Raw genomic sequence first — 17,741 nt, forward strand, 5'->3', positions numbered from 1 at the left:
CTGTCTTGAGTAAATAAAGGAAGCTGCCTTTTTGAAAAGACGCTTCCTATAAAAATGTGCAAACGTTCATTTCATCCCCTGCAGGACCAAATACTTTATTCCGAGAGCTGGATGGAAAAACGCTGCCTATTTTCTAATCGAAATTTTTAAACTTTCTTATCTTGTACTAAAAAGCAAATGCTGCTTACATCGACTTAACGATTTCTTTAACATAATTAAGGAAGTCTTCACGAACCTTCTCTGTCGTCTCGATTACTTCATCATGAGTGAGAGGCTGATCAAGAATTCCTGCGGCCATATTGGATATGCAAGAGATTCCAAGCACCTTCATGCCAGAATGCCTGGCAGCGATCACTTCGGGAACAGTAGACATACCGACCGCATCCCCGCCAAGTGTCCTTATCATACGGACTTCCGCAGGTGTTTCATAGACAGGACCGGTATTTCCAACATATACACCTTCCCTAACCTTGAGGGACAGCTTGTCGGATACAGCTCTTGCCAATTCCCTGAGCGACTTTGTATAAGCTTCCGACATATCCGGGAAACGGACGCCCAGACGGTCATCATTCGGTCCGATTAAAGGATTTCCACCCATATTATTGATATGATCGGAGATGATCATTAAGTCACCTGCCTGGTACGATTCATTGACCCCGCCGGCTGCGTTCGTTACGATCAAAGAATGAACACCAAGTGCTTTCATAACGCGAACAGGAAATGTAACTTTATCAAAGCCGTATCCTTCGTAAAAATGAAATCTGCCTTGCATCGCTACGACTTCTTTTCCAGACAGCTGACCAAATACTAACTGTCCCGCATGACCTGCGACGGTTGATACTGGGAAATCAGGGATCTCTTTATATGGAACGACTACAGGATTTTCAATTTCCTCGGCAAGAACACCTAAACCAGATCCAAGAATTAGGCCGATTTCAGGCTCACCTGTATATTTATTTTTAAAAAATGGGCTGCATTCTCAATTTTATCAAAATTCATATTACGACTCCTTACTAATGTCATTCAGGAAACTTTCGCCGTATTTCGGCAGTTTCACATTAAAATTATCTGCTACTGTCGCCCCGATATCTGCAAATGTCTTCCGAACCGGAAGCTCTTTGCCTCCATTCATCCGCTTGGAATAAACAAGCAATGGAACATACTCTCTTGTATGGTCTGTTCCATGATGAACAGGGTCATTTCCGTGGTCAGCGGTGATAATCAGCAAATCATCCTCTGTCATCCGCTCGAATACCTCTGGAAGACGGGCATCGAACTCTTCAAGAGCTTTTCCGTATCCTTCTGGGTCACGTCGATGGCCGAACAAAGCGTCAAAATCGACAAGATTCAAGAAGCTCAGTCCTGTAAAATCCTGTTCGAATGATTTCACCATTTGATCCATACCATCCATATTATCTTTCGTTCTGACAGATTCGGTTACACCTTCGCCATTATAAATATCAGAAATTTTCCCCAGGGCAATCACGTCATACCCTGAATCTTTCAACTCGTTCATTACCGTACGCTCAAATGGCTTTAGAGCATAGTCATGCCTGTTCGAGGTGCGCTGGAAATTCCCCGGCTTCCCGACAAACGGACGGGCAATGACACGGCCAACAAGGTATTTCTCTTCCTTCGTCAATTCCCGTGCAATTTCAGAGATTTTATATTGCTCTTCAATCGGAATGATGTCTTCATGAGCAGCGATTTGAAGCACAGGATCCGCCGATGTGTACACAATCAGAGCACCTGTTTCCATATGCTCTTCTCCGAGCTCTTCAATGATCGCTGTACCACTTGCTGGTTTATTTCCAATCACCGGGCGCCCTGTTCTTTCTTCCAATTCTTTCAATAATTCTTCAGGAAACCCATCTGGATAGACTTTGAATGGCTGGCTGATATTAAGGCCCATGATTTCCCAATGACCAGTCATTGTATCTTTCCCCACTGAGGCTTCTTCCATTTTAGTATAATAGGCGAGAGGCTCTTCCTGTTTCTCGATCCCTTTAACTTCATGGATGTTCGCTAAACCAAGCTTAGCCATATTGGGCATGTTCAACCCGTTCATTCTCTCAGCGATATGTCCTAATGTATCTGCTCCTTCATCATTGAATTCCTTGGCATCGGGAGCTTCCCCGACTCCTACAGAATCCATGACAACCAGGTGGATTCTTTTATATGTATAATTGCTCATCCGTCTCTTCCTCCTTTTTAGATTCAGCCATTGGGCGGGCACTATCTTCACCCAATCGGCTTACCATTAATATGTTTATAATACCCCGATTGCTATGTTGTAACCAAAGCCATCTGCACAAACTTTACTGCTTTATAAAAATGTTTTGAATTATAACACCTTACTTACTTTGAGCAAGAATAAAGCTGATTTCTCTAGTTGAAAAAGGGGAAAATCTGCACAGTCAAGAGCATCCCAAACCAGAAAGCTAAAAGGATACTCACTGCCGAATCGATATTCGTCAGAAGTCAGACAACCTTTATTTTAAGGCGGCAGTCCTTAAAATACAAGCGTTTACATCAAACCCACAGTTTTTTCTATTAGAACTGATATACTTGGAAGCTTAGATTGCAATTTTTACCTCAACAAGTTCTTCGCTAATGCTATGATCTCTATCTTATTCCCTAAAAGATTAGAAGCTGTAAAATAAAATCCCCCGGACTCTATGCCCGCGGGTGGAATTTTGAATAAACATCTTTCATTCTCGTCTTTGTCACATGGGTATAGATCTGAGTGGTGGAGATATCGACATGACCCAGCATTTCCTGAACGGCCCTGAGATCCGCGCCATTCTCCAGGAGATGAGTGGCAAAGGAATGCCTGAGAGTATGAGGAGTAAGCTCTTTTGAAATCTTCGCTTCCGAAGCGAGTCCTTTCAAGATCTTCCAAAACCCCTGTCTGGATAATCCTTTGCCATGATGGTTCAAAAATAGTGAATCATCTTTATGCTTCTTACTGATCAATTTGGAGCGTCCTTCGTGCAAGTATTTTTCCAGGACTGAGATGGCTGCCTTGCCGATGGGAATGATCCGTTCCTTGTTGCCTTTACCGATACAACGGACAAACCCCATTTTCAAATGAACATCGTCCATCTGCAGCTTGATCAATTCTGAGACTCGGATGCCTGTCGCATACAGCACTTCCAGCATCGCCTTATCCCTTATCCCAAGAGGCGTACTTTCCTGCGGCGCTTCCAATAGGGCCTCCACCTCATCAATACTGAGCACCTTTGGAAGGGAACGTTCCATCTTCGGTGACTCAATATGTACAGAAGGATCCTGTTCAGTTACCTTTTCTCGCAGAAGGAACTGATGAAACGAACGGATTGAAGCAATATGCCGCCCAATGGTTTTACTGGACTTTCCTTCATTTTTCAAGTGACCCAGAAACCCTGTTATGTTGACCCTTTTTACCCCATTCCAATTTTGTACTGAATCCACATTTTGAAGGAATTTCAAATAATTTTTCAGATCCCGCTGATAGGAATCCACCGAATTCTTGGCCAGCCCTCTCTCAACGATCAAAAAATGGATAAAATCTTGTAGTCTGCTCTCCAAACTGCATTACTCCCCATTCATATAAAAAAGTAATAACCGGTCCGTCCAGCTGCGTTCCTCCTCTGAAACAGTCTGGGATACTTTGACAGCGGCACCTTCCGGCTCATCATATCTGTGGTAGCTTTCATATTCTTCGCTTATACACATAATACCATAGTAAAAAAGAATCGTAGAGCCTGTGAACAATATAAACACTTTTACAGTGTGCCAAATCGTCTTCATGCTTGATTGAAACATGCGCCTGTCCTCCATAAAGGTCGTTTCTAACAAGCTATGACGAAAAAGTGCAGATTTATACCAGGAAAAGCCTAAAAAGTTCTTCTTCTTTTCAAACAAAAAAGAACTGACCCGTTTCAGCCAGTTCTTCTCTCACTGCTATTATTCCTCTCCGTTATCCGTCTTCTCCTGGCATCTCCAGCAGATTCCATGAAACGTGAGGCGGTGGTCTTTTATTTTAAACTTCCAATCTCGTTCTACAATGGTTTCTACATCTTCAAGTAAATCATCTTGAATTTCATCTACTGCTCCGCATTCTATGCACACCAGGTGATGGTGAAAGTGAGCGGCTCCTTCTTGACGGAGATCATACCTCGATACACCATCGCCGAAATTTATTTTGTCTACAATCTTTAACTCTGTCAAAAGCTCCAAGGTCCGATAGACAGTGGCCAATCCAATTTCGGGAGATTTTTCTTTAACGAGGAGGTATACATCTTCTGCGCTTAGATGATCTTCTTCATTTTCCAACAAAACTCTTACTGTCGCTTCCCGCTGAGGTGTCAGCTTATAGCTGGCAGAAGAAAGTTGTTTTTTAATACGGTCTATCCGGCTTTCCATTATCCGTCTCCCTCCCTCGTCAATGTCTACATTATTATATCAAAAAGGGAGGAATAAGCAAAATAAAATAATTATAAAGAAGAGATTATAATTTTTATTAAATAATAATTATTACTTATTTGACAGATTGACCATCGTCTTCATCAGGTTCGGGGAAATGTAGGCTTCAATACCCGCAGCAATTGTAATGACAGCAATGGCCAGGACGAAAGCCAGGACGTACCTGGATAGCAGCGGCACCATTTGCACCTGGGAGTGCGGCGAAAGCTTCATGAATATCTTGCGGATGAGCGTCAAGGAAAAACTGACACTAATGACGCTGATGAATATGAATGCAGGTATGATTACTATATTCTGTGGAAGAACAGCTGCGAAAGATAGCAGGAAACCGTCCCAGTCCATCTGATTCACCAGGAAGCCGACTGAGAATCCTATCACGACTCCTTTCATAAACAAAAGGATAAAAATGAGCGGAAGACCAATGATGGATATGCCAAGGAGCCACATGAACCCCAAATATTTAACATTATGAAGAAAGCTTTGGCGAAATAATTCTTCTGAAGAAGCAATCTTTCCGTCAGATATCTCTCCAAAAAACTGTCCGAGATAAAAATAAAGATCTTCTTTTTGAGTGAATGAAAGGCTGTTCACAACTACAGCCCCAAAAATGACGCCCATTAAAAAGAGAGTCAATATGAATAGATAGATAGAGGAATGTGACTGTACATGTTCAATTATTGGATTTTTTGCTGAGATTCCCTTTCGCATCTTTTTTCCTCCTAAATACGTGTTACTAGATACTATGTTGCAACTCTAGTAATTATGTCTGTTGGAAAAATAGGTTCCTTCAAGGAAATGTCCTATTTGTCTTGCAGGCCGTGTTCTTATCCGCTATAATTTTCAGAAAACTAAGGAGGAACCACCATGGATAAACCGATCCTTATTGATTTTCCAGAACGTATTGAAACTAACCGCCTTTACATAAAGCCTTGCAAGCCTGGCGATGGAGAAATGGTACATGAAGCAATCAACTCATCTATCAAAACGCTGTCGGAATGGATGCCATTTGCCCAAAAGGAACAATCAATTGAAGAAGTCGAGGAAGGAATACGTCAGTCTTATGCCCAATTTATTGCCAGAAAAGATTTCCTGCTCCATATTTTCGAAAAAGAAAGTGACGAGATGGTTGGCTCGACAGGATATCATCGCATGGATTGGAAAGCCGGCAGTGTTGAAATTGGCTACTGGGGGGTTTCCAAGCATAGCGGGAAGGGATACATTACCGAATCCGTCAAAGAACTGACCCGATTTGCTTTTGAACACTTCGCAGCCAACAGAGTGGAAATCCGCTGTGATGAATTAAATATTGCTTCACGCCGGATTCCTGAGCGTCTGGGTTACACACTGGAGGGAATCCTCCGCCGTGACAGTTTGAGCGCTGATGGAAAGCACCTAAGAAACACCTGTGTATATTCAGTTTTGACGGATGAATGGGATTATCATCTACATTAATGCCGCCCAACTGCCACACAATTTCTCTTCAAATCGGGAAGCCCCTATGGACACATACCCCAATCGGCCATAGTCAGCGGTGAATATAATGAACGCAAATACGGCCGTGAGCCTTCTTTAAACCGGGGGGATGAAGCAAATTGGGAGCCATCAATGGAAAAACGTATATCAACCGGCTTGAAAGTAAGAAAACAGAAATTTGGTTTGACGGGAAACGAATAGCAGGGAAATTATCTGAGCACCCGGCATTCAAGGGGGTTGTCGAGACAAAAGCCTCTCTATATGATTTACAGAGTCATCCGGAACACTCAAAAGAGATGACCTATTCATCTCCTTCAACAAATGAACCTGTAGGACTTTCTTTTTTGCAGCCAGAGACGAAAGATGATCTATATAAAAGGCGGAAAATGATGGAGCGCTGGGCAAGACACACATGCGGGATGATGGGAAGAAGCCCTGATTATCTTAGTACAGTTCTCATGAGCTTTGCCTGCTCTTCGAATATTTTAGAAGAAAGAGAGAATTGTTTCCCCGCTCACTTTCAGACAGTATACGAGCGGGCACGGGAGAACGACCTGTCCTTTACCCATACTTTCATCACTCCTCAAGTCAATCGTTCGCAGAGCTATTTTGAAGAAGACGGTGAGGACCCTGTTTCTGCAAGGGTTATTGAAAAAAATCAGGACGGTCTCATTATAAAAGGGGCACGCCTCCTTGCCACACAAGGAGGCTTAAGTGATGAAGTATTGGTCTTCAGTGCCCCGAGCAAGCTTTTATTTGAATCAGGCGAGGCTTTCGCTTTTTCAATACCATCAGATACTAAAGGCCTTAAGTTCATTTGCAGAGATTCATATGTAGGAGGAAACTCGATTTTTGATCATCCCCTCAGCTCCAGATATGAGGAGATGGACTCCATCATTGTGTTCGATGATGTACTTGTTCCTTGGGACTCTGTATTTTTTTACGACAATCCAGACGCCTCCAACAAGCTTATATTGGATAGCTCTTTTCATCACTTTGCCACCCACCAGGTCCTGGTCCGGCAAATCGTCAAACTTGAATTTGTTCTGGGTCTGGCTGAACTCCTGATAGAAACAATCGGTGTGAGAGAATATCTTCACATTCAAGAGAAAGTATCCGAAATCATCATTGGTCTTGAAACAATGAAAGCCATGTTGGAGAAATCCGAAAACGATGCTAAACAGGATGAACACGGGTTCATGCGCCCAAGCATCATCCCTCTTCGTGTGGCTACGAATATCTTTCCGAAAATCTATCCGCGTTTCGCTGAAATTCTTCAGCTGATCGGAGCAAGCGGGATGGTCACCCTCCCAACAGAAAACGCCTTTCATTCACCAATAAAGCCTGACCTTGATAAGTATCTTAAAGGAACGAACCAGACCGCTGAGGATAAAACCAGGATATTCCGCTTGGCCTGGGATCTTACCATGAGCCCCTTTGGCAGCAGGCAGACTCAATATGAAAGGTATTTCTTTGGTGATCCTGTCCGCCTTGCCGGAATCTTATACAACTCCTACCCTAAGCAGGAGTATGTGAGTAATATCAGGGAGTTTCTTGGTTTGAAGGACAGGGGATGACTGATAAAACAGTGCTAGAAGGATCTTTTAAAGTTGATATTATATAAAAAGGTCTCCGGAGAGCATCCAGAGACCTTTTATATTTTTTCAGTGTTGCCGCTATTTTTTTGCAAAAGCAGAATTGGTTTAACCAGAGCACTGAAAAAGTCCAAAAACATTTCATTTCAAGGCGTGCGGCTCCTCTAGGGTGGCGAACGATGGAGTGGCTTTATAGCGGAAGCCTTCTGCTCCTTAATTAAGTATCTAACGTAAAAATAAGGGGAGTTTTTCCCCCTAATTGCAAATTTCAGCTCCTAATGGAATAAATAGAGGGAGTTTTTCCCTCTATATGAAAAAAAGCCTCTATTTTCTAGTGTTTTAATTCAAATAAGGGGAATTTTTCCCTCTATTCAAGCTGTTTTCGGTGTTTTTTAGTAAATAGAGGGAGTTTTTCCCGCTAATTATTAGGCTCTATTCGTAAACTTTGTTGCTATTTAATATAAATTTAGTAAGCTAATACCATAACTCACCTTAATTACCCTGGTAAGCAAGAAAGAAAAGAGCTTCTCCCTCCACCTTAGTATCCAGGGAAAAATATATGCGAAAAAGCCATTTTTCAAATGCGATGAATTCAGCTGATAAGTGCCTCTGATTACTGTTACATTCTTAAATTCGGTAGATTTTCAGTGCTCAAGATTTAACCGGTGTCCTTTTTTGAGCACTACTTCTCCTTGGATACCCTTCCATACTTCCCTCCGCCGCCGGCATGAATGGCGAGCTTTCCAATCCTTGCTTTGTGGATGCTGTCCGCGAGAGGCTCAGTAGTGACTTCTGCCAATTTTTCTGTGGGAACAAAGTGAAGAATGTCCATCTCTGTCCCGAAATGATTCAGCAGTTTTTCCATCGTTTTGGGGCCGAGTCCCGGGATGTATTCCAATGGGACCTGCGGAATATATGGGGGCCTTGCAGGCGGAATCGCCTCTCCGGATAAATCCGCGATTCGATGCTTTACCCCTCTGATTTTTTTATAATGACCGCAATCCGGGCACTCTTCCCCTTTATCTGGAACGATCTCCCCGCAGCTGCTGCAGGTTGTTTCATAGTATTTTCCCAAAAGAGGATCCAAACCGTAGTTGGCTGCAATCCTCCTTCCCTCTTCGTTCCTGAGCGCCATTCCAAGTTCTTTAAAAGAAGGACTCTCCATTGTAATAGAGTTATACTCCCTGGCAATCTTGGCGAGCGAATGTGCATCAGAATTGGTCAAGAACGTGTAATCATGCAACTCGGCAATGGAATTGGCCATCTCCGTATTGCTGCTCAAACCCAGCTCAACGGCATCAATCATATCAGGAAGGAATACTTCACTTAGGGAGTTCCTCACTCCTTTTCCATACAGGCTTTTGAATGGAGTAAAGATATGGGCGGGTATGAAGAGGCCGCCCAGCGACTTCACTTCCTCCTGAAGTTCCTTCCCTCCCGCATAGATTCTCTGTGAACTGAGATGGATGTTGGTCACTCTTTGACTGAGCCAGGCTGAAAAAGATTTTAACGCCTTAAGGTCTGGAAAATAAGCGAGGACGTGAATGGGTCCTTTACAGTTCTCATCATAAATTTCAAGTTCACTTCCAGGAATCAAAACAAGACCATTACGATGCTGAAAGCCGCCTTCGTCCAGTTCCATCAGTTCCCCAGTTTCGAGCAGCTCTTCAATTTCCTGAATGACTTCCGGGGAATGGCAGTCAATGATCCCGGTCATATGGAGGCCTTTGGGTTCTCCTGAATAGCGCAGGATATTTTGCAGCGTCAAGGTCCTTGATCCTGTTATTTTTACCGCCCGTCCCTTTGCAGTCCTTCCGATATGGACGTGCAGATCGGCAAAGAATTCTTTCATCAGCCCTTCATTGCTTCTTTCAATTGCAAATACTGGACCGCGTATGCTGTCTTTGCATCATAAATCCTTTGATCCTCGATCATGGACTGCGCTTCTTCAAGAGTGACTTCCAGCAATTCAACAAACTCGTCTTCGTCTGCCCCGCTCGCATTTTCCAATTGGTATATATCTTCTGCAATAAAGAGGTGCACCAGTTCATCGGCAAATCCGGGGGATGTATAAAAGGATATGAGCGGCTTCATTTTTCTGCAGCCGTAACCCGTTTCCTCCTCCAATTCCCTTTCCGCCGTCTTCATAGGTTCTTCGCCTTTTTCCAGCTTCCCGGCGGGTATTTCCACAATCGATTTTTCCAGTGCTTTCCGATACTGTTCGACCATCACGATTTTCCCCTCTTCTGTCAACGCAATGACCGCCACTGCCCCCGGGTGCTTGATCAATTCCCGCTTCGACGTCTTTCCGTTGGGAAGGCTCACTTCATCCACCTGCAAATCAATGATTTTCCCCTCATAAATCTTTTCAGTTTTTAATGTTTTTTCTTCAAATTTCTTCATCATTACACTCCTGTCCTGAAACCATTGTTGTTCTTTATTATAGCAAAAAAATTTTCCAAACCCTTCTTTTCTGCATTCACTCATACTATTTCCTCTTTTGAATATGTATTAACCACAATGGACTTGGGTTTAGTTTCTTCCTTGATATTTTAAAAATTCTCTTACGGGGGTTCGTATAAATGAAAGTCATTGTTCGCCCAAATGGGTTCATTCTCAGCGGAAAAGCTTGGGAAGTCAGAGCCAAACTGAAAGAGTACAGTAAAAAGTTTGAAACTGTGGCAGAGTGGATCAAGGCTTCGGAAAATATGAAACAGTAAACTTGGTTTCCCATGTCCGTATTCGGTACAATATCATTAACGATACGGAAGGAAAGGACGCGAGGAAATCATGGAAAAACGGCAATTAGGCAATTCAGAACTGTTTGTCAGCAAAATGGGGCTGGGCTGCATGTCCCTGGGGGAAAATCCTGAAAAAGCTCAGCACATCATTGAAGCCGCTTTAGAGGAGGGGATCAATTATTTTGATACTGCCGACCTTTACGACTTCGGTGAAAACGAGAGATTCGTCGGCAAGGTCCTGCAATCAGTAAGAGAGGATGTCATCATCGCCACAAAAGCCGGCAACCGCTGGAATGATTCCAAGAATGACTGGCATTGGGATCCTTCCAAGCAATACATTAAGGAAGCAGCGAAAAACAGCTTAAAAAGACTTGGTACAGACTATATCGATTTGTTTCAGCTTCATGGCGGAACCATCGAGGATCCTTCCGATGAAACGATTGAAGCCTTTGAGGAACTCAAACAGGAAGGACTCATCCGCTATTACGGAATCTCTTCCATCCGCCAAAATGTCATAAAACGGTTCACAGAGTCCTCCAATCTGGTCTCCGTGATGATGCAGTACAGCTTATTGGACAGGCGCCCAGAGGAACTATTTCCCCTCCTTAAAGAAAAGAATGTGAGCGTCGTGACAAGAGGCCCTGTCGCAAAAGGATTGCTCAGTGACAAGATGCTTGAAAAAGCCTCAGAAAAAATCAGAGAGAATGGATATCTCGACTACTCTTATCAGGAACTCGAGGAAGTCCTTTCAAGCATTCATGGCAAATTGGCAGGAAAGCGATCCATGAACGAAATCGCCCTGCAATATATCCTTAGCCATGAAGAAGTTTCCGCAGTCGTTCCTGGCGCGAGTTCTGCCCGCCAGGTTAAGGATAACGCCAAGGCCGTCAAATCTGAGCCCCTGGCCAAAGAGGAGATCGGGTTATTGAAGGAATTGACGAAGCAGAATGTGTATGAGCAGCACCGTATTTAGGTATTTGAAGTTGGGTAAGGTGTTGTTAAAAGCAGAGAGCCGTGGTGGTGAACCATGTCCTCTGCTTTTTTATTGCCGTGGATTTTTCAGCAAGACCTGAGAGAGGTTTCAGTGATTATATTTTTACACCCTTAAGGATTTCTTAATTTTATTGTCGGCCAGTGGGGCTTGAGATTTTTTAGAAACTCCTTCTCAGCCATGTAATCTCTAAGATCCACTCAATTCCCTCTTCAAATCAAAAAGCTATCTAAACCAAATTGGTTTGATAGCCTTAGCTTATTATCATCTTTCAAGCATTGGAATCCTGCTTTTATATTTATTGATCAATATCCTATTATGTTCTTCAGCACCATCAACATTTCCACTTTTAAAAATAGGAGGGGTGAAGCCGTTTTTCACCATAAGATCCACTGCCTCTACCATCATTCCATTCACAATGGCCGCGCCAATAATGGTAGAACCTGTTCCAAACAGGACATCGAGTTCTTCCATACTCATAAGAGCATCCCCTATTTCTATATGGTTATCTATCACTAGGTCTGCTGATTGAAATAGAAATTTTCCTGAACTGTGACGTGAAGACTGGCTGACAGCGTAACGTGGAGAAGTGATGGCGATAACAAATGCACCTGTTCTTCTGGCGATTTCCGCCACGTCTACCGGCACATGATTTCTACCGGAAGTGGATGCAACTATCATTACATCTTCAGGCTCAATTTCCACACCAGCCATAAATTGTTCAGCGAGCCCTTCTTCTTTTTCCAATTGGGAAGAACGCACGGCACCTTTATGGAGCATCAAATCTTCTATTAAAAGAGGACTAATGGGAACCAGTCCGCCGGCACGGTAAAATAATTCTTCACCGAGGATATGTGAATGCCCGCAGCCGAACACGTGGATAATGCCTCCCTGCTGTATGCTCCGAGCTATTTCCTCTGCTGCTTTTTTGATATTTTCATGTTCAGCAATCTCTACTACATTCAATAATTCTTCAAGCTTCTTAAAATATTGCTTGAACATAAACCATCCCTCCCCTTCTTCATTATCTGTTCATTTGGATTTTGAATTTATAACGGTCCGCCCGGTAAGATGATTGAACAAATTCCACTGGGGTCCCGTCTGTCAGGAAGGTATGTCTTTGGATCAGCATTACAGGTGCGCCTGGCTGAATATGAAGGAATTCCGCTTCCATTTCACTGGCCACGGATGATTCAATCACTTGTGATGCATGATCGATTTTTAAATCCAGTTCATTCTCAATATAATCATAAAGGGATTGATTGACTATTTTTTCTGTAATGCCCTTGATGAAGTTCGCTGATATATAATTAGTTTCCAGTGCCATCGGCATATCGTCTGCTAACCGAATTCTTCTTATTTCATAAACAGGTCCATACTCTTGTATTCCTAATTGCTGGGCTATATGGCTCGTTGCCGGAATGATTTCAAATTGAACCAACTGGCTCCCAGGTTTCAAACCCCTTGATTTCATGTCTTCTGTGAAGCTTGTTAATCCTTGAAGTGCCTGCTCGATTTTAGGCTTCCGTTCCGCTACGAATGTTCCTTTGCCTTGTATCCGGTGCAAATACCCTTCATTCACTAATTGAGTGAAGGCTTGTCTTACGGTCATCCGGCTGATTTGGAATTGCTCGGCATATTCTCTTTCTGCAGGGAGAGAATCACCTGGCTTCAGTTCACTGCTTTCTATCTTGTCTTTGATGATTTCACCAAGTTGATAATATATGGGGATGGGGGAATTTTTTTAATCATTCTGCTTGACGGACACCCTTTCTTTTGTACTAAAAATCAACTGTTATCCTTCTGTTCCCAGCGCTGCTTTATCAGCAACAATTGTAACATGTGGATGGTTTCTTAATATAGAAGCAGGGAAGCTTTCGGTCACTTCCCCCTCCATCAGCCTTGATAAAGCCTCTTTTTTTCTCTGACCTGAAATAAGGAGCAGGATTTCCTTGCTCTTCATGATAGTTGAGATTCCCATGGTGATGGCTTTTGTCGGTACCTCCTCAAGGCTGTCAAAATACCTTGCATTCGCTTCCCTTGTGGACTTTGCCAATCGCACCAGATGGGTATTGGAATTGAATGAGGTGCCCGGCTCATTGAAGCCTATATGCCCGTTGCTTCCGATTCCAAGAATCTGCAGATCTATTCCCCCGCTTTCTACTAACTGCTTTTCATAATCCAGGCATTCCTGCAGCATGTCCCGTGCATCTCCCCGTGGAATGTGCGTGTTTGATTTTTTTATATCCAGATGGTTGAACAACTTTTCATTCATATAGTGTCGGTAACTGTTGGGATGTGCTCCTGAAAGACCGACATACTCATCTAAATTAAAAGTGGATGTGTTTTTATATGAAGTTTGATTTTTTTGATGCTCTTCAATTAGGTTGGTATAGGTTCCGATGGGTGTCCCGCCTGTAGCCAGGCCAAGATTGATTTTTTCTGAACTGCGGACCTTCCCAGAAATATATTCTGCTGCAAATCTGCTCATTTCCTGGTAGTCTTGTGCTTCGATGATTTTCACTTCAATTCTCCTCTTCTCTAAAAGCAATCGTTCCGCGACAGAATGTCATCAGAACGTCCATGTTGTCATCTAATATAACGATATCCGCATCTTTTCCTTTTGAAATGCTTCCTTTTCGGTCGAATATGTTCAATTGTTTCGCTGGATTAGCGGATGCCATTTCAATAACTTGGTGGAGGGGACAGCCGGTATAGGCCAGCATATTTTTAACAGCATTACCCATCTTCAGGATGCTGCCTGCCAGGGTGCCATCTTCAAGGACCGCTTTTCCATCCTTGACGGTAACCTCCTGTCCTCCCAAATCGTATTGTCCATTTTTCAAGCATTTGGCCCTCATGGAATCCGTAATCAGGATGATCCCTTTTTCCCCTTTTCTCTATAGGCCAGCTTGACCATTTCTGGACGCACGTGGATTCCGTCCGCAATGATTTCGGCATTTAGCTTATCAGATAAAAGCGCGGCTCCTACAACACCCGGTTCACGGTGGTGCAGCCCTCTCATTTGGTTAAATAGATGGGTGACATGATTCGCGCCAGCCTCAATGGCAGCATTTACTTCTTCATAGTCAGCATTTGAATGGCCTATGGATGCAATGACTCCGGTCTCACTCAAATAGCGGACCATTTCCAGTCCGCCCGCTTGTTCGACTGCCAATGTGACAAGCTTAATAGAATTCTGCGATAAGGACTGCCATTTTTTAAAAATACTTACGTCGGGATCTGTGATATGCTCCTTCGGCTGGGCGCCTGCTTTCTCCGCATTCACAAATGGCCCTTCCAGGTGGATACCGATGATTTCTGATTGCCCGGTGTTTTTCTGGTTATGAATGTATCTTCCTGCATTTTTTAAAGCTTTCTCAATTTCATTACTGCTCTGAGTCATGGTCGTCGCTAAAAAACTGGTGGTCCCTTCCCTGGGAAGAGTTTGTACCATGGTATCCAATGCTTCCTCCGAGGCATCCATAACATCCGTGCCATTCACTCCATGAATATGAACATCAATAAAGCCGGGAACTGCCTTGTAATCTGAAGGAAGTTCCAGAACTTCATAGCCTTCCTCTTCGGTTAATTCGGCCTCTGGTCCAAAATCTTCAATCTTGTGGTCCTTCATCTTTATATAACCCTTTTCCAGCTTTGAGTCCCCAGAATAAATCTGCATCCCTCTAAGCAAAATAGGTTTATGGCTCACCATATGGACTTCATCCTTTCAGATTGGATATTTGCTTCTATCTATATACCGTACCCTTATTCAAGTCTTGATGTTTTTTAGATTCCTACTCATCTTAGCATCACCTTAATATAGTTGTCTATACCAATTGGCCCTTTAAACCTCTATAAAATCGTTGAATTTCCTTACAAAACTATGAATAAAGAAAAATGGTATAGACATCTATAATAATCTAGTGTTAAGATTGGGCTTGTGAAAAAACGCTTTCAATAATACAAGAGGAGATGAACACTATGTTAGGATTTTTACAACGAATCGGTAAGTCACTCATGCTTCCTATTGCGGTTCTGCCGGCAGCCGGCCTGCTTCTCCGCTTCGGTCAGCCTGATTTGTTTGATATTCCTTTTATCGCAAGCGCAGGGGATGCCATCTTTGCAAACCTCGCATTAATATTTGCAATCGGGGTTGCTATGGGATTTGCCAAAGATAATAATGGCGCTGCAGCTTTATCCGGTGCCATCGGTTATTTAGTTTTAACAAGTGGTGCAGAAGCTATAAATAAAGATATCAATATGGGGGTGCTCGGCGGAATCATCACCGGGATCGTTGCCGGACTGCTGTATAATCGGTTTCACGATGTAAAACTCCCTGAATGGCTCGGGTTCTTCAGCGGAAGGCGCTTTGTTCCGATTGTCACTTCTGTTGCTATGGTCATTATCGCCGGTATCGCCGGGTTTGCCTGGCCGCCGGTACAAGCAGCAATTGATTCCCTCGGTACTTGGATCATAGACCTAGGCGCAATTGGTTCAGGGATCTACGGTGTGCTGAACCGACTGTTGATTCCACTAGGACTTCATCATGTATTAAACAGTTTATTCTGGTTCGAATTCGGGGAGTATGCTGGGAAAACCGGGGATATTGCACGTTTCTTCGCTGGAGATCCGACAGCCGGCGGCTATATGACTGGATTCTTCCCTGTTATGATGTTCGGACTGCCCGCAGCGGCATTTGCCATCATCGCTGCTGCCAAGCCTGAAAAAAGAAAAACGGTTTCAGGTATGTTCATTGGGCTGGCTTTGACTTCCTTCCTGACAGGAATAACAGAACCGATAGAATTTTCGTTCATGTTTGTAGCCCCATTGCTGTATGTAGTACATGCCCTTTTAACCGGGGTTTCAATGTGGCTGACGTCAGTGCTCGGTATACGAGATGGATTTACATTCTCTGCAGGCTTCATGGATTATTTATTGAACTTTAATATTGCCGAAAAACCATTATGGCTGATAGGCATCGGTTTAATCTACGCTGTTATTTACTTTGTTTTATTCTATACATTGATTAAAGCTTTCAACTTAAAAACACCCGGCCGTGAAGATTCAGTTGAGGACGAAAGCACAACTCCTTCCAAAGCGGTTGGAAATGACAAGTATGAACAGATGGCGAACTACTTTATCCATGATATCGGAGGCAAAGAAAATATCACCGTTATTGATAACTGTGCGACACGCCTTCGTTTAAATGTAAAAGATATGACGAAAGTGGATGATGCTTCCTTAAAAGCACATGGTGCAAAAGGAGTAATGAAATTAAATAAAACCAACCTGCAAATCATAGTGGGTACCCAAGTCGAGTTCGTGGCTGACGCGATGAAGAGATGGGATGGAAAAGTCGAAGCGCCTTCAGCTGCTTCGGTAACATCTTCTCCTCAGACAGAAGGACGCTCTCCACTGAGCGACAAAGACTTTGTCATGCCGCTCGAAGGGAAAATCATCCCGATTACAGAAGTGGAAGATGAAGTGTTTTCTCAAAAAATGATGGGTGATGGTTTCGCTATCCTGCCAGTAAAGGGATCCGTGGTCTCCCCAGTTGACGGAAAGATTGTCAATGTCTTCCCTACCAAGCATGCCATTGGAATCCAATCCACTCAAGGATATGAGATTCTTATCCATGTAGGTCTGGATACAGTACAACTAAACGGTGAAGGATTCACTGCTCTGGTCAATGAAGGCGATTCTATTACAAAAGGGCAGGAGATTCTGGAATTCGATCTGGACTTCATCGAAAAATCAGCGGCTTCCACTGTTACACCGGTTCTTTTTACAAACCTGACAAAATTGACTGTCAAGAAACAAGGACAGGTCAATCAAGGTGAAAGCGGCCTTTTATCAATAGAGTAGAAGCTTGAGAAAAAGATGAGCTTCGCTTGTCGAATTACTCACTAAAAAGTAGTGTCCGGTTCAGATTAGGTTCTGATCAGACACTACTTTTTTCTTTAATGGAAGCTGGAAGCGGGGGATCACATTGCACGACGAAGCCAGCGGCATTTATTTCTAATTCCATCTGCTTTGAATGCCACTAAAAAGGAAAATGGCTTTCTGGTGGCACTCGTGGTATTCGTGAGTGCCACTAAAAGGGGAAAATGGCTTTCTGGTGTTCCTCGTGGAATTCGTGAGTGCCATTAAAAGGGAAAATGGCTTTCTGATGGCACTCGGGGAAGTGGTGAGTGCCACTAAAAGGGGAAAATGGCTTCCTGGTGGCACTCGTGGAAGTCATGAGTGCCACTAAAAAGGAAAAATGGCTTTCTGGTGGCACTCGGGGAAGTGATGAGTGCCACTAAAAGGAAAATTGGCTTCCTGGTGGCAGTCGGGGAAGTCATGAGTGCCACTAAAAGGGAAAAAAGCCTTCCTGGTGGCACTCGTGGTATTCGTGAGTGCCACTAAAAGGAAAAGTGGCTTTCTGGTGGAACTCGTGGTATTCGTGAGTGCCACTATAAGGGGAAAAAA

15 protein-coding genes and 2 pseudogenes are annotated in these 17,741 nt (G+C 43.4%); 5 read left to right on the top strand and 12 right to left on the bottom strand.

All coding sequences use genetic code 11. The annotated features are described in order from the left end of the window. Positions 1-184: 184 nt before the first annotated feature. The 6 genes and pseudogenes from B9Z54_RS12510 to spoIIM form a co-directional block, all read right to left on the bottom strand. A pseudogene (locus B9Z54_RS12510) lies at positions 185-999 on the bottom strand (purine-nucleoside phosphorylase). Between the two features lies 1 nt (position 1,000). Next, entirely contained in the window at positions 1,001-2,194 is a 1,194-nt protein-coding gene (gene deoB / locus B9Z54_RS12515; RefSeq protein WP_113928714.1) for a phosphopentomutase, read from the bottom strand. 482 nt (positions 2,195-2,676) lie between these two features. Next, positions 2,677-3,570 (bottom strand): site-specific tyrosine recombinase XerD, encoded by an 894-nt coding sequence (gene xerD / locus B9Z54_RS12520; RefSeq protein ID WP_113928715.1) that lies wholly within the window; start codon positions 3,568-3,570, stop codon positions 2,677-2,679. A gap of 6 nt (positions 3,571-3,576) precedes the next feature. Then, entirely contained in the window at positions 3,577-3,807 is a 231-nt protein-coding gene (locus B9Z54_RS12525) for a YqzK family protein (protein WP_240189905.1), read from the bottom strand. Between the two features lie 141 nt (positions 3,808-3,948). Further along, a complete protein-coding gene (fur, locus tag B9Z54_RS12530; RefSeq protein ID WP_113928716.1) occupies positions 3,949-4,407 on the bottom strand; it encodes a ferric iron uptake transcriptional regulator in 459 nt (152 codons plus the stop codon). Between the two features lie 111 nt (positions 4,408-4,518). Continuing rightward, positions 4,519-5,175 (bottom strand): stage II sporulation protein M, encoded by a 657-nt coding sequence (spoIIM, locus tag B9Z54_RS12535; protein WP_113928717.1) that lies wholly within the window; start codon positions 5,173-5,175, stop codon positions 4,519-4,521. A 156-nt stretch (positions 5,176-5,331) separates the two neighbouring features. Between spoIIM and B9Z54_RS12540 the strand changes: the two genes are divergently transcribed. After that, positions 5,332-5,919: a GNAT family N-acetyltransferase gene (locus B9Z54_RS12540; RefSeq protein WP_113928718.1), complete on the top strand. Its 588-nt coding sequence runs from the start codon at positions 5,332-5,334 to the stop codon at positions 5,917-5,919. Positions 5,920-6,059: 140 nt separating this feature from the next. Then, positions 6,060-7,517 (top strand): 4-hydroxyphenylacetate 3-monooxygenase, oxygenase component, encoded by a 1,458-nt coding sequence (gene hpaB / locus B9Z54_RS12545; protein WP_113928719.1) that lies wholly within the window; start codon positions 6,060-6,062, stop codon positions 7,515-7,517. A gap of 700 nt (positions 7,518-8,217) precedes the next feature. On the opposite strand, the gene B9Z54_RS12550 is transcribed toward hpaB, so the two are convergent. Both B9Z54_RS12550 and B9Z54_RS12555 read right to left on the bottom strand, forming a co-directional pair. After that, entirely contained in the window at positions 8,218-9,387 is a 1,170-nt protein-coding gene (locus tag B9Z54_RS12550) for an endonuclease Q family protein (protein WP_113928720.1), read from the bottom strand. After that, entirely contained in the window at positions 9,387-9,938 is a 552-nt protein-coding gene (locus B9Z54_RS12555; RefSeq protein WP_113928733.1) for an NUDIX hydrolase, read from the bottom strand. The genes B9Z54_RS12550 and B9Z54_RS12555 overlap by 1 nt, the downstream gene beginning before the upstream one ends. Positions 9,939-10,117: 179 nt before the next feature. Here B9Z54_RS12555 and mciZ point away from each other — a divergent pair, with 179 nt between their 5' ends. Next, positions 10,118-10,255, top strand: coding sequence for a Z-ring formation inhibitor MciZ (gene mciZ / locus B9Z54_RS12560; protein WP_113928721.1), 138 nt, complete (start codon positions 10,118-10,120; stop codon positions 10,253-10,255). Between the two features lie 70 nt (positions 10,256-10,325). Beyond that, positions 10,326-11,249, top strand: coding sequence for an aldo/keto reductase (locus tag B9Z54_RS12565; RefSeq protein ID WP_113928722.1), 924 nt, complete (start codon positions 10,326-10,328; stop codon positions 11,247-11,249). Between the two features lie 282 nt (positions 11,250-11,531). Here B9Z54_RS12565 and B9Z54_RS12570 read toward each other — a convergent pair whose 3' ends face one another. From B9Z54_RS12570 to nagA, 4 genes and pseudogenes are all read right to left on the bottom strand, one after another. After that, the gene (locus B9Z54_RS12570; protein ID WP_113928723.1) at positions 11,532-12,269 is read right to left on the bottom strand and encodes an SIS domain-containing protein; all 738 of its coding nucleotides are present in this window, start codon (positions 12,267-12,269) and stop codon (positions 11,532-11,534) included. A 22-nt stretch (positions 12,270-12,291) separates the two neighbouring features. Beyond that, positions 12,292-12,999, bottom strand: a complete 708-nt coding sequence (locus B9Z54_RS12575; protein WP_113928724.1) for a GntR family transcriptional regulator — start codon at positions 12,997-12,999, stop codon at positions 12,292-12,294. A gap of 63 nt (positions 13,000-13,062) precedes the next feature. Then, a complete protein-coding gene (gene nagB, locus B9Z54_RS12580) occupies positions 13,063-13,791 on the bottom strand; it encodes a glucosamine-6-phosphate deaminase (protein ID WP_113928725.1) in 729 nt (242 codons plus the stop codon). A gap of 1 nt (position 13,792) precedes the next feature. Continuing rightward, a pseudogene (gene nagA / locus B9Z54_RS12585) lies at positions 13,793-14,982 on the bottom strand (N-acetylglucosamine-6-phosphate deacetylase). A 269-nt stretch (positions 14,983-15,251) separates the two neighbouring features. On the opposite strand from nagA, the gene nagE reads away from it, so the two are divergent. Next, a complete protein-coding gene (nagE, locus tag B9Z54_RS12590; RefSeq protein WP_113928726.1) occupies positions 15,252-17,135 on the top strand; it encodes an N-acetylglucosamine-specific PTS transporter subunit IIBC in 1,884 nt (627 codons plus the stop codon). Positions 17,136-17,741: the final 606 nt, after the last annotated feature.

The sequence above is a fragment of the Bacillus sp. P14.5 genome (assembly GCF_003316765.1).
GTDB lineage: Bacteria > Bacillota > Bacilli > Bacillales > Bacillaceae_B > Rossellomorea.